This is a genomic window from Alkalibacterium psychrotolerans (assembly GCF_054784355.1).
Genome location: NZ_BAAGPH010000142.1, coordinates 14364 through 28548, shown reverse-complemented (window position 1 = coordinate 28548; position 14185 = coordinate 14364). Strand labels below are relative to the sequence as shown.

The 14185-nt window shown below is 38.8% G+C and carries 11 protein-coding genes; 6 read left to right on the top strand and 5 right to left on the bottom strand.

Annotated elements, in window-relative coordinates:
- Positions 1-109: 109 nt before the first annotated feature.
- From ACYVLS_RS12000 to ACYVLS_RS11985, 4 genes are all read left to right on the top strand, one after another.
- Positions 110-1174, top strand: coding sequence for a glycosyltransferase (locus tag ACYVLS_RS12000; protein WP_460324895.1), 1065 nt, complete (start codon positions 110-112; stop codon positions 1172-1174).
- A 138-nt stretch (positions 1175-1312) separates the two neighbouring features.
- Positions 1313-2455: a plasmid pRiA4b ORF-3 family protein gene (locus ACYVLS_RS11995; RefSeq protein WP_460324892.1), complete on the top strand. Its 1143-nt coding sequence runs from the start codon at positions 1313-1315 to the stop codon at positions 2453-2455.
- 863 nt (positions 2456-3318) lie between these two features.
- Entirely contained in the window at positions 3319-3996 is a 678-nt protein-coding gene (locus tag ACYVLS_RS11990) for an N-acetylmannosamine-6-phosphate 2-epimerase (protein ID WP_460324889.1), read from the top strand.
- 123 nt (positions 3997-4119) lie between these two features.
- On the top strand, positions 4120-4872 hold the full coding sequence (locus tag ACYVLS_RS11985; protein ID WP_460324886.1) for a DeoR/GlpR family DNA-binding transcription regulator: 753 nt from the start codon (positions 4120-4122) through the stop codon (positions 4870-4872).
- Positions 4873-4922: 50 nt separating this feature from the next.
- Here the strand turns inward: ACYVLS_RS11985 and ACYVLS_RS11980 are convergent, their stop codons facing one another.
- On the bottom strand, positions 4923-6107 hold the full coding sequence (locus ACYVLS_RS11980) for an iron-containing alcohol dehydrogenase (protein ID WP_460324883.1): 1185 nt from the start codon (positions 6105-6107) through the stop codon (positions 4923-4925).
- 42 nt (positions 6108-6149) lie between these two features.
- Entirely contained in the window at positions 6150-7610 is a 1461-nt protein-coding gene (locus ACYVLS_RS11975; protein ID WP_460324880.1) for a CoA-acylating methylmalonate-semialdehyde dehydrogenase, read from the bottom strand.
- A 212-nt stretch (positions 7611-7822) separates the two neighbouring features.
- On the opposite strand from ACYVLS_RS11975, the gene ACYVLS_RS11970 reads away from it, so the two are divergent.
- Positions 7823-9109 (top strand): GntP family permease, encoded by a 1287-nt coding sequence (locus tag ACYVLS_RS11970; protein WP_460324877.1) that lies wholly within the window; start codon positions 7823-7825, stop codon positions 9107-9109.
- Between the two features lie 179 nt (positions 9110-9288).
- Here ACYVLS_RS11970 and ACYVLS_RS11965 read toward each other — a convergent pair whose 3' ends face one another.
- From ACYVLS_RS11965 to ACYVLS_RS11955, 3 genes are all read right to left on the bottom strand, one after another.
- Complete coding sequence (locus tag ACYVLS_RS11965; protein WP_460324874.1) at positions 9289-9912, bottom strand: FAD-dependent oxidoreductase; 624 nt, start codon at positions 9910-9912, stop codon at positions 9289-9291.
- A gap of 738 nt (positions 9913-10650) precedes the next feature.
- Positions 10651-11463, bottom strand: a complete 813-nt coding sequence (locus ACYVLS_RS11960; RefSeq protein WP_460324871.1) for an aldo/keto reductase — start codon at positions 11461-11463, stop codon at positions 10651-10653.
- An 81-nt stretch (positions 11464-11544) separates the two neighbouring features.
- The gene (locus tag ACYVLS_RS11955) at positions 11545-13299 is read right to left on the bottom strand and encodes a DUF4153 domain-containing protein (RefSeq protein ID WP_460324868.1); all 1755 of its coding nucleotides are present in this window, start codon (positions 13297-13299) and stop codon (positions 11545-11547) included.
- 212 nt (positions 13300-13511) lie between these two features.
- Between ACYVLS_RS11955 and ACYVLS_RS11950 the strand changes: the two genes are divergently transcribed.
- Entirely contained in the window at positions 13512-14177 is a 666-nt protein-coding gene (locus ACYVLS_RS11950; RefSeq protein ID WP_460324865.1) for a hypothetical protein, read from the top strand.
- Positions 14178-14185 lie beyond the last annotated feature (8 nt).

The window sequence follows — 14185 nt, the reverse complement described above, 5'->3', positions numbered from 1 at the left end:
AGGAGCCGTTTGGGTGGAGGATATGCTATCATAATATATGAACAGTTAATGAATTGTTTATGCTTATATAGTGAACGAGTCAGACTATACTTATTAAAGAGGTCATTATATGAAAAATTGTGTTATTGTGATCCCTGTCCTGAATCCCGACAAGTCATTTTATCCTTATGTAGAAAAACTTCATGAAGAAGCCTTTCGTTCAATTATCATCATTAATGATGGCAGTGAAAACAATCTGGACTACATATTTAACCGATGCAGTCATTTACAAAATGTAACGGTTCTTAAACACGCCGTGAATCTGGGAAAAGGCCGCGCACTGAAAACAGCCTTTAACTACATATTAAACCATGAGGACTTAAAAAAAGCAGAAGGTGTCATCACGGTCGATGCGGATGGGCAGCACAAGCTGGAGGATGTCATGACCTTGTGTGGCAGCCTCAATGAATCTGAAAGAAAACTGATTCTTGGCGTCCGTTCTTTTAATGAGAAACATGTTCCGCGTAAAAACATGCTGGGGAATACGATCACGCGTAAAGTCTTTAAACTTTTATATGGGAAGTCGCTTAAGGATACGCAAACGGGCCTCCGTGGTCTTTCAATGGATATTCTCCATTACTATATCGATTTGGAAGGTGAACGTTTTAATTACGAAACCAATATGCTGATTGAGACAGTATCAAGGCAATTTGATATAGAAGAAATACCAATCGAAACTGTCTATATCGATGACAACAGCAGCTCCCATTTCAATAAAGTCAAAGATTCGTTTGAGATTTATTTGCTGCTCTTTAAGAATTTCTTCAAGTTTATCAGTGTCTCTTTTGTTTCTTTTATCATTGATATTTCACTCTTTCAGTTGTTTCTATTCATACTCCGATTCACTTTTTCTAGACGCCAGATTGTAGCGGCTACTTTGCTTGCTCGAACGGGATCTTCATTGTTTAACTATACTGTAAACCGTTCCTTTGTCTTTGAAAGCAAACAGAAGTGGAACAAGACCATTGCTGGATACTATACGTTAGTTGTCGCAGAGGCTTTGCTTTCAGGCTTTTCAGTGTACTTTATTTATCAGATGACCGGCTTCAGACAAGTTTTCATTAAAGTTTTTGTCGACTTAGTGATATTCCTAATCAGCTACCGCGTTCAGAAACTGATTGTTTTCAAGGATTGAGCTGCTCCCCAATGCAATTACTAAACTAACATACCCCTTGACATGTCATGTGTTGAGGGCTTTATTTTATTAACTGATTTAAATTTCATTTCGGAGTGTTATACTGTAGGCAACAGTTCAGAGTGAAGGAGTGTAGATATGCACATTTATATGACAAAAAAATTAATGAAGGCATTTAAAAAAGCTGAGAAAACATTAAATGATACAATAGATACACTTGAATTTACCGAGAAAGAAGATTTGGGAGAATTAAATGATGCCTTTCACCATTGGCATGCGAACAGTATAGAAGCGGAAGAGCATGATCTCATAGTGCTGACAAATGACGCAACGGGTCTGACACTTATATTTTTAGATCCCTATGAAGAAGATTACCTTGAATTCGGTGACTGGGTGAGTGAAGCTTTGGCTCGACTGATGATGCGAATGGGCCTGTCAGAAGCGTCGGTGAATGATTATTTTTACAAAACAGAATCCATATCAGTAAGCAAAGCAGTTAATCCCAAACTCATTGGGAAAAACAGTGCGTCAAGTCAGCTTGTGTTGACTCGTCAGGAGCTGGTTGATGACGATGAATATTTCCAGGAATCCTGGTCATATGAAATCAATCTACTGAAATCAGGGGAGAATCAGCATAAGAATGCGATTGAAGGATTTATACAAGCGTTTCAGCAAGAGATAGACATGCCAGCCTATACTATTGATATGGCTGAAATGGAAATTCGTCTCAAGCTGTTTAATCAGGAAGATATTATACGAATTGTACATGTGCCACTTAATTTGACATTTGATGGCTTGCATGATGTGATTCAGACCATTTTTTTATGGGAAAAAAGGCACCTTCATCAGTTCATAATGGAAGATGGAACGACTATAATCGGGTCAGATAATGCGTATCAAAGTCGTCGCTTTTATGGAGAACTGGATGACAATACAGAAATTGGCAGTCACTATCTTTTATCGGATGTGGTACTTAGAGACGAGAACCGCGTATTCAACTATGTATATGACTTTGGTGATTTTTGGGAGCACACGATTAACGTCCGGAAAATCTGGACCATTCACAAGCGAACGCATCCTTCACTGAAAATGATGATAGGGGATCCTGTACCTGAAGACGTTGGCGGGCCCGCTGGCTATGCCTTTTATATGGAAGCCGTCACTGATCCGTATCACCCCGAACACAATGAGTGGAAAGAGTGGGCGAGAGACTACGCTTCACGGAAATATCTCTTAAATAATGTTCAGATGATAAACTCGCTGCTGGAAAAAATATATTGAAGGTGAAAGCTGTGCAGCAGTTTTGAACTGTTACAGCTTTTATTGTGTAAAATACGAAACAGCCGACTGTGTTAGCGGTAATATTAGTGTGAAAATAAGTCTCAAGGATAAAAAAAATATATAGTCGAATCATTAGAATCGGTTGATTCGAGTCTTTTAGTAAAAAGTGCATAAACCCAGAAGTATATTCATTAATATTTATTGTTTGTGATAAACAATGTAAAAAGTATTTTATTTTGTGATTAGTACTATATTAAAAGAGTTTACTTATAGAATATCCGTCAGGTGACTTTTTTAAAGTAAGTGTTTTAATCAAACTGTAACATTAGGTATTATATAATAGTATTTTAGCGAAAGGTGACTTATTTAAAGTAAAAAAATCCGTAATTTTTAGTTTTATAATAACTTTATTAGTATCACGATGTATATATACTTCAATAAACAAAAAGCTTATTCTTGCCATAATCTTCAATTAGGATTAAAATTGCATTAGTAATAAAGAAATAATCCATTGTCGAACTTAATTTTTTTACTCAGTTGTGGATATTAATAAATATATGACAGTTGTTATCCCCTCAGCAGATTGGAAAGACAGACACTTAAACCTTTACATTAGTCTTTTTAAAAAAGGAGCTAATTCCCGCGCCCCCCATTTTCACTACATGGAAGCCGATCTAGCCCTTGTTTACTGGTAAAGAGTCTTCTCCCATGCATGGGCTCACTTTCATTTTTTATATACTCAAACGAAGCTATTCATTTCCTTTATCAAAAGGACGATGGATAGCTTTTTCTTCTTTATGCTTTCTTACGCAAAGTATTCCCGCTATACTGAATTTATTACTATTAAACTAGAGGTGAAAATAATGATTGAGAAAATAAAAGGCGGACTTGTCGTGTCCTGTCAGGCACTTGAAAACGAACCACTGCATAGTTCATATATCATGAGTAAAATGGCGAAAGCGGCTGAAGAGGGTGGAGCGGTTGGTATTCGAGCCAACTCTAAAGAAGATGTTAAAGCTATCCAGCAGGAGACTGACCTGCCTATTATCGGCATAGTTAAAAGAGACTATGAGGATTCAAATGTCTACATTACTGCCACTATGAAAGAAATTGATGAGTTGATGGAAACAGGCTGTGAGATGATTGCATTGGATGCAACGAGTCAAAAAAGACCAGCAGGACAAGATCTGCAGACATTTGTGGATGACATTCGTGAAAAATATAGTCAGATTCTTTTAATGGCAGATACCTCGACATTAGAGGAAGGTATTGAAGCAGACCGTTTAGGGTTTGATGTAATTTCAACTACGTTGGTTGGTTACACAGACTACACGGAGGAAGAAAATATTTTTAAAAATGATTATGAACTGCTAAAAAAGTATGTTGCCCAGATTAACTGTCCGGTTATAGCTGAAGGAGGCATGGACACACCAGAAAAAGCACGCGATTGCCTCGAAGCTGGAGCGCACGCGGTTGTAGTAGGGAGTGCCATCACGCGACCTCAACTGATTACTAAGAGATTTGCAGAAGGGTTACTATAACTATAATGGAAGAAAGAGTTGGATCACTCACTTAGTCTGACGTCATAATTTGTAGTGTTCATGTTCTAAATTTATATTGAGTTTGTTATACTTATAATAAATCAGCGTAATGGAGGTCTTCCATTGAAGATTAAGCGAATTGACGAAATGGAACAGTATATCAGACTTAAGAAAAAAGTATCACTTGATGAGCTGTGTGAAGTTTTTGATGTATCAAAGAACACTGTAAGAAGAGATGTAAATGAAATTGTTAAACTGGAAGGATATGAAAAGGTATATGGAGGAGTAGAATTTGTTCGAAACTTCTTGCTTCCATTCGAGGAGCGGAATCAGAGGGCAATGGAAGGTAAAAAAGTGATTGCATCACTTGCCGCTGCTGAGATTTCGTCTGGAGATGTTATATTTATTGATTCAGGTACAACGACACAATATATTCCTGACTATCTGGATCCATCGATACAATTAACAGTATTAACGAACAGTCTTACTGTCATTAACCGCTTCGTAACCTTTAGGAACGCCACGATTATCATAATCGGAGAAATTTACAAGCGTAAGACTAATTCCTTTGTGGGGTTAGATAAATCAATATTATTAGACAAATATAATATCCATAAAGCTTTCATGGCAGCTACTGCAGTCTCCATAGAATCTGGTTTAACCAATTCTGATAATCAAGAGTATGATATAAAGCGTACAGTAGTTGATAAAGCCAATAAGTTGTATGCTTTGATTGATGAGCACAAATTTGGTAAGTCAGCTTTAGTTACTTACGCAAAGATTGAACAAATGAATGCTGTTATTACTGACAGTCCGATTGATTCAACTTACAGTAACTATTTTGATGAAAATGACATCGATTTAATAACACCATAAAAAAGCAGTCAGGAGATGAGTTGATACTCATTTTCCTGACTGTATTTTTATTATTTTGAGTAATCATAGGAGAAGCAGGTTCGATATAATTCTTTAATTTCATCGTGCGAAGGCACACGTGGATTGTAGCTTGGGCTTCCAGAATTCAATGCATCTGTAGCCATTTTATCTAGGGATGCTTCAAACTCATTTTCATCAATACCCCATGATTTCAAGTTTGGGATATTGAGGTGGTGACTGAGTTCTTTAACTTTACGAATGGTTTCATCTGCCAACTCTTCAATTGATTTACCGTCAACTTGATCTTCCGACAGGAACAGTTTGGCTATATCAGCTAATTCGTTTAAAGCATCTTGTTTTGAAAATTCTAATACAGCAGGTAAGAGCATTGAATTGGAAACACCATGGGGGACATGGAATAAAGCACCAATTGGTCTGGACATCCCGTGAACTAATGTAACGGAAGCGTTAGAGAAAGCTATTCCGGCTTCCATAGCTGCTAGGGACATGTTGGATCGTGCCTCTACATCATCACCATTATCATAAACTGTTTGTATATTATTTAAAATAAGTCTGATGGCTTCTAGAGAAAACGTGCGTGTCATTGGATGAGCAATCTGGGATACATATGACTCAATAGCATGACATAAGGCATCCATACCAGTAGCTGCCGTTACTTTATTAGGAGCAGTCATAGTCAGGTTAGGATCAACAATCGCGACTTTTGGCAAGAAGGCGGTCTGCTTAATCATCATTTTAATGTTTTCTTTAGTATTCGTTATGACTGTCACATTAGTTACTTCCGAACCTGTTCCCGCAGTAGTCGGTATAGTAACTAATGGAATAGGGTCTACGTCGGCAATTTTGTTTCCTTTCATGTAATCTCCGATATAGCCGCCGTTCGTTGCTACAACGGCTACGGCTTTAGCTGTATCCAGGCAGCTTCCACCTCCGATAGTTACAATGACATCACAATTATTTTCTTTCAGAATATCGAGTGCTTCATCTACATATGTGTCAGTTGGTTCAGAATTCGCACCAAGGTAGGGGTAGACTGTCAGACCTTCTTCTTCCAGGTAACGGGTGACTGTTTTCACATAACCCATTTTTTCAATAATATTATCACTGATGAGAAGCACTTTTTTTCCAAATTTTTTGGACGTATCACCTACGCGCGATAGGGAATCTGGTCCATAAAAGACTTCAGTGGGCATTTCAATTTTGTGAATTGACATAGTTAAGGGTTCATCCTTTCAATAGAAGAGTGGGTTTGGATTTTAAATTTTGTCTGTTCTATACTGTGCTGTAACAACTTTTCGGCGTGTATAGAATTCAACACTGTCTTTACCATTGGCATGCAAATCGCCATAGAAAGAATCTTTCCATCCAGAGAATGAGAACCAGGCAATTGGAGCAGGGACTCCTAAGTTTATTCCGATCATTCCAGGGTCAACGTTTTCTCTGAAATAGCGGACAGCTCGGGTATCATTTGTGAACAGGCAGGCACCATTGGCAAAGTTAGACTGGTTGGTTACTTCGACAGCTTCCTTGACATCTTTAACACGGACAATGGAGACAAAAGGAGCGAATATCTCGTCTTTCCATATAGTCATATCGGTAGAGACATTATCAAAAATAGTTGGTCCGACGAAGTAGCCGTCTTCAGGAATATCCTCACGCCCATCTAGAAGAATTTTTGCGCCTTCTTCAGTTCCTTTTTCAATATAGTTAAAGGTTCGTTCCTGATTTTCTTTTCGGATGACAGGTCCAAGGAAAGTGGTATCGTCCTGACCGTTACCAATTTTAATATCTTTAGCCGCAGCAACAAATTTATCCAGGAACTCATCAGCAATGTCTTCTTGAAGTGTTAAAACTGATCCAGCCATACATCTTTGTCCAGCTGAGCCGAATGCGCCTCCAATAATCTTTGGAATAGCATCGTCTAAATCTGCATCATTTAAAACTGTCACGTGGTTTTTAGCTCCCGTTAGAGACTGGACGCGTTTCATGTTTTCTGTCCCTTTTTGATAGACATAACGTCCAACTGGTTCAGATCCGACAAATGACACAGCCTTAATTAATTTATTTTCCAGAATGCCATTAACGACATCGTGTGCGCCGTATACTACGTTGAAAACACCTTTAGGAATACCAGCTTCCTCAACTAAATCAACAATTTTTTCAATAAGCAGCGGTGTTTTTTCAGACGGCTTTAGAATAACAGAGTTACCGGCAGCAATTGCCATCGGGAACATCCAGAAGGGTACCATCATAGGGAAGTTAAATGGAGAAATAGCACCCACTACACCAATAGGGTATTTGTAATTCGTTACTTCCACGTCGGTAGCGGCAGTAGAAATTGAATCGCCCATAATTAAGTTAGTAATGGAAGCAGCATTTTCTGTGTTCTCTATTCCTCGCTGAACTTCTCCACGTGCATCAGCAATTGTTTTCCCGTTTTCCAGAGTAATCAGTTGAGCCAATTCTTCACTGTGCTCAATCAGTAGGTTTTGCAGTTTAAACATAAATCTTCCGCGTTTCGGCACACTGACTCTGCTCCAGGTGGTGAATGCTTCCTGTGCTTTTTCAGCCGCTTCATTCAACTCATCTTTAGATGATAGAGGGACTTTTCCAATTAATTCTCCAGTAGCGGGGTTAAAAACTTCTTCAAAATCTGTTGACTTGCTTTCAGTCCATTCACCATTAATATAATTCTTCAAAACTTTCACATTTGACATTGTAAATCCTCCTAATATAGTAATAACCAGAATGTACTAGTAGAACCGGCCCCCTTATGTAATGTTTTGGTTAACTTGTAACTCAATATACAATATAAAACGCTTACAGTCAACTGGTTTTGAGTAAATTTTGAAATAACAGTTGATTATTATGGTTAACTTCTGATAATATTCCATTATGGAAACGCTTTATTAAAATTAGGAGGGTCAATATGTTAGGCATAGTATTAGGTTTATCTTTGATGATGTTTTTAGCTTTCAAAGGATTTTCGATTGTATGGGTTGCGCCATTTTCTGCTGGGATGGTCGCCTTTCTCGGAGGTTTAGAGGTGATGGAATCCTTCACGGGACCGTTTATGAGTGGATTTGCCAATTTTGCGCAGACGTGGTTTCCTGTATTTATGCTGAGTTCAATATTTGGTAAAATCATGGACGATACGGGTATGGCTGAATCAATAGCGGATGCTATCGGTAATGTTATTGGAAAAAAACATGCCTTGTTAGGTGTTTTAATTCCCACTGCTTTACTTACATACGGAGGAATCAGCATGTTCGTAGTGGGGTTCTCAGTTTATCCAGTGGCCTTGAGTCTTTATAGAAAAGCGAACTTGCCGAGATTTTTAATACCCGGTGTAATTACATTAGGTAATTTCACATTCACCATGACTGCTTTCCCGGGATCACCGCAAATTCAAAATCTAATTCCAATGGATTACTTCAACACGACACCAAGAGCGGCACCAATCATTGGGTTGCTTACAGGTCTTTTCATGGCGGTAGTGGGCTACAGTTATCTTTTATGGAGTCAGAAGAAATCTGTCAGTAAAGGTAATGTGTTCAAAGAACCGAAAGATAAAAAAATCATTACCCTTGATAAAGGAAACAAGGCAAATGTTTGGGTTTCCCTTTTACCATTAGTTGTAATACTTATCTCTTTAAATATATTAAATATTCGAATCGAAACGAGTCTGTTACTTGGTATTGGTCTCGCTTTACTGATTAATTTCCGAAAAATTACAGGACTTTTTCCATCTGTCAACGAAGGAGCTCGCGGTTCAATGAATGCAATTGTCAATACATCGGCAGCAGTCGGTTTCGGTTCGGTGGTTCAAGCAACGCCGGCATTTGCAACGATAACTGAAGTGTTATTGAGTATTCCGGGAAGTCCCTTAATTTCTCTAGCTGTCTCAGTTAATTTACTGTCGGGTGTGACGGGATCTGCTTCTGGTGGATTGGGGATATCTCTAGGTGCTTTAGCTGAAGAATATATGGTGATTGCTCAGCAGCAAAATATTAGTCCCGAAGTATTTCATAGAATAGCCTCACTGGCTTCTGGTGGTCTTGATTCTCTTCCTCATAACGGTGCTATTATAACTCTACTTGCAATCTGCGGTTTAACGCACAAGGAGAGTTACTTTGATATGTTTGTGGTGGGAGTGGTCATTCCGATACTTTCATTAGTACCCGCTATTTTCCTGGCTTCAATGGGAATCGTTTAAAACTTGAATTAGATAATGTTGTAGCAAAATCCTTAAGTGGCAAAAAACAGAAGACAAAAATATGCACGCTCCTTAAAAGGCAGGGCTCACCTGCCTTTTAAGGAGCGTGCTTTATTAAGTTCTCGTGATTAAATCAATCAAAATAGTTTATTGCAAAGGAATATGGGGGAGAGTAGAAGCTAGTACCCGATATAAGGATCGATAATAATCCGGCTGCCTTTGATGCCTAACTTTTTAAGTTCTTTTTTTGTAGCCCGGATAATACTTAGTTTACCGGATAAATAATAGTAGGCTTCATTTCCGTGTATTTTTGCTAAAGCCGTATAGGTTTCAATAGTTTGTTCTTTACTGTTCGTGAAAACCGGATGAAAATCTCTATTTTTCTTGCTTACCTCTTCAAAGGTATTTCTATATAAGTGTTTAGATGGAGAGCTGTGCACCAGGTGTATGGGGCGTGTTTCTTCATTTTCAATGCTTTTAATAATGGCTCGTACGGGTGTTATCCCTATACCTGTCGCAATCATTACAATAGGAGAGGTGGTATCTTGAACTTTGAACCAGCCAAACGGTCCTTTTATCTTAACTTGATCACCTTTTGACATGGACAATAGTTGCTTTTTGAAATCACTGATTGGTTCATTAGCGTGAGTAGCAATGAGGAGCTTGCCTTCCTCTGGTATGGAGGACAAAGAGAAAACACGAAAAGGTTGTCCACTGACTTTTCTACCCGGCAAGGTTAACATACCGTGTTCACCAGCTTCCCAAGTCAGATTATCAGGTTTGTTTAAAGTGATAATCGTCAAACGGATTTTCTATGGATTCGATTGTCAATGTATTCTTTTTGAACAGACCTGTAAAATCGCTGAGCTTCATAAATTATTATCTCCTCTATGATACGGATTTAAATTCATTATAACCTAATAGACAGCATAAGCGTAATCATAGGCAACTGTCGAGGTGATGCTTAGAAGATAACGTTAACTCCAGAGGGATAAAACGCTGAGTTAGCATAATAACTAGACATTGAGGTAACTCATCTAATAGGCCACCCACCAGTTAACGGAATAATCAGTTATTGCATAAACTCGGTGAAGTAGAGCGTGCTGAGTTGTCGCAATAATCGAAGATAGAGGTAACTCTGTGGAGAGTAAGACAGCGAGTTGGCTAAATAATCGAAGATTCAGGTAACTCCGTGAACAGTAAGACAGCGAGTTGGCTAAATAACCGAAGATTCAGGTAACTCCGTGAAGAGTAAGACAGCGAGTTAACGTAATAACCAAAGATAGAGGTAACTCGGCTAAGCAGCACCAGTCGGGTTGCCATAATAATCAAGATTAGCAGTAACGCTGATGAGTAAGTGATGATAAGTTAACAAAATAGGCAAAATAGGCCACTATCTAACCAATAAATAATATAAGGAAGTAACTCATGGCTGAGTTACAAAGGGCATCAAAGTGAAACACTATTGTTTTTGAGGCTGAAACTGAATACAAGCAAAAACCCGGAGGTCACTAAATCGTGAACTCCGGGTTATCTATTAATTAATCTCTGACATCTTCCATTTTATCCAGTGCATTCAGATCTTCTTCTGAAATTTCGAAGTCCAACTGTTTGTTTTGGATTATGCGCTCTTCATGAGTCGATTTAGGAAGAGGGATGGTACCTTTGTCTAAGCAGTATCGGATAGCCAATTGGGCAGTCGTGACGCCGTATTTATCAGCCATCTCTTTTAGCTCAGGGCTGTCAAGCAGTTGTCCAGTTGCTAATGGAGAGTAGGCTTCAACGACAATGTCGTGCTTCTCACAGAAGTCCATCAAATCTTTCTGATCTTTACCAATATAAAACGGAATCTGATTAGCCATTGGCACGATATCACAGTTATCCAGGATAGCCTGAAGATCGCTGATACTAAAGTTCGATACACCAATTGCTCTAATTTTTCCATCATTATACAGCTTTTCCATAGCTTTCCAGGAATCAATGTTACCCTGCGTGCAGTCTTTTCCGATGTCATTCCAAGGCCATGGGGCATGAATCAGGTATAAATCAAGATAGTCTACACCTAAATTGGTAATTGTTTCATCAAATGCATCAAGCGCTTCCTGATAGCCTTTGCGTTCAGCAGGCAGTTTGCTTGTGATGAAAACATCTTCTCTGGCAATGTCAAATTCGCGAATGGCTTTTCCAACGTTTTCTTCATTCTGATAGGCAAGAGCTGTATCGATATGTGTGTAGCCATTTCTCAAAGCCATTGTGACAGAGTCATAAGCTTCTTCATTTGGAATCTGCCATGTACCAAAACCGATACTTGGAATAGTTACTCCATTGTGGAACGTAAATGTTTCTTTCTTCATGCTGTGCATTCCTCCTAAAATTTTCACTGTTTCTATTTTACCTAAAAATTTATGAAAATGCTTCCTTTTTGTTTTGTTCTATTATTTGAAGTCAATCATGACGAAGAATTCTCCTTCATACATTCCTTCTCTGTCTGTTTCAAAATGGTGAACAATGACGGTTAGTCGGGCCTCTTCATTTTCTTCTGTAAAAGTAAGTTCTTCAATCGAAAGACTTTGATGCGTTTCAGGCTGGTCAAAGGCTTCGTCTTTCAGAAAGGATAAATCATATGCGAGCAAAGTCTCATCTTCTTGTATGAGCTCAAGAAGAAGCTGATCTTCGTCAACTGTTACCTCAAGTAAAATATCCGCTTCATCTAGTTTAATTATATTGTTACCTGACTCATCACGCATATAATAGGTCGCAAATTGTACTGCTTCGTCTGATCCACTTACAGGGTAAATTACTGGCGAATCTCTATTCAGTTCCATATAGGCATATTCCCGTTCAATCGGTTCCGGACTTTGTCTATCATACTGATAATTGGCATAATAGTAAGGCTCAAAACCAAAAGTTGCCTCAAAATTTTCGTAAAGATGGAAATCTTCCGGCAACCAGTCGAATGAATAGGACTCGGTCGTTTCCTGAAGATAATTAAAGCTGTAACTCAGCTGCATTTTTTCCTCATGAGAATACTCTCTATTCAGATTATCTTCATCAACGACCGACTCAATTTGAGACTTTTGACTTGCCACACCAATTGACACGGCGTCTATAAATGGAAGGATAGAGATGAGACCCAGAAAGACGAGTATAAAAGGAATGAGAGGCTTTAACCTTTTGAAGAAACCGTAAATGACTACACTGGTGATAGCAAAAATGCCAAACAGTAATACAAAGTAGCGGCCATGAGTCAGTCCAAGTTCAAATGATTTTATGGATGAGGACAAGCTCTGGAAGAGAGCAATCACCAAGAGTAAATAAGGGAAATAACGGTTATATAATTTGACCCAGCTTCTATTTGAGTGTTCAGTTAAATACAGTGTCAAAAAGCCTACGACAACATAGCTGATCAGCATGGGTTCGATTAAATTGTCGAGCCAGAAGTCTCCTGTAATATCGGCTGCTATATAAGCAATTAACAAAACAGTGAACACGAGTGTCAGAGGGACCACTATAAAGTCAATCAAGCTACTCAATAATGGTGGGATGACTGTTTCATCAGCTGCAGAAGATTGACTGGGGCCCTCACTGTAACGCGGTGTACGGGCCAGGAGATAAACTGGTCCGAAGAAAATAAATATCCATGCAGCGCCCTGACCAAACCAACGGTAACTCAGAACAGTGAACAGCGTACTGTAGGTTCCAAAGATAATGGTAACCCCTAAATACATGACTGCAGAGAGTAACAGGCTACTGAAGAAGGCTTTAATGAAGGCAATGAGTGTTTCTGAAAATGCCCATCTAGAACGGATAGTCGGTGCAGATATGAATAGGATGAGACCGGTAAAGTAAAGAACGGCTGTCCGGATCACAGCAGGCTGGTAGTAGAAAAAGTCGACCTGTCTGAGGTAGAAGTAGTACAGCACGGAAAATACGATAATAAGAGCAGGTAAGAGTACGCGCATGACTTTATTTCGAGATAAAAAACCTTCCAGTGCAAGCTGACCGCCAGCTAAAAGAAGAGCAGCTAAACCGACTATTAAGGCTTCCTTTGTGAATGTTGTATTATCAGCTTGAATAGATATAGAAGTAAACAAAGCAGCAGCAAAAAATAGCAGAATGGACAATGGAAACCGTCTGATGACAAGCAGCCCTTGAGCTTTCAATTGGGTAAAGAAATGTCGAGTTTTCATGGTTATAGCCTCCCAATATGACACTAGTGTTTCTTTTGTTACTGAAATCATACTCCTTATTTCACTAGAGTACAATTGTATTATCTTCAAAAAAAAAACAATTTAAGTGTTTACTTTTTTGCAACAAGTTATGTTGAAATGTTTATAATAACAGCGCTATCATAAGTGTGCTATACTTTTCTCAAAGAGAGGAAAAAGAGAGGGGGGAGTCTGTGTCCGTTAAACAAAAACTGTTGCTGGTAAGCGAATTGCTGCAATCTCCATCTTTTGTGTCTGCGTCTGATCTGGCTAAAAAAATACAAGCTTCCCAGAGGACAGTTTATATCTATCTTGATGAAATAGAAGAATCAGCCAAGCAAGCCAATGCCTTGCTTGAACGAAAGACAGGGAAAGGCATCCGGTTAATTGCAGATGGCAGTCAGAAACGTTATCTCAAAACAATCATGGAAAATAATGCTTTAAAAGATATGGATCCTGATAGAAGACAAGTAGCTATTGTGAAACGCCTTCTCGATGGGGAGACGCTGTCCTATTCAAAGCTGGCTGATGATTATTTTGTCAGTCGGTCCACTCTTGTTAAAGACATGAAGCAGATTAAATCAGACTATTTTCCAGAAGAGAACGTGCTTGCCAGCAGTAATGAGGGTACTTGTATCAAGGCTAACGAACGCACCGTTCAGCTGGTGTGGCGGAACTATTTATCTAAACAGTTTTACGTGCAGAATAATCGCTTGCCACTAAACATAAGTGAGTATAGTCAGTTTATTCAGCAGGAACTGGAAATGGACGATAAAGACAGTCAGTTTCTCTCACTATGTGTAAAATTAATGTCGGAAGAGGGAAAGCTCGACCTAGACAAAAAGAAAGAAGACCCTTAATCTAGAGA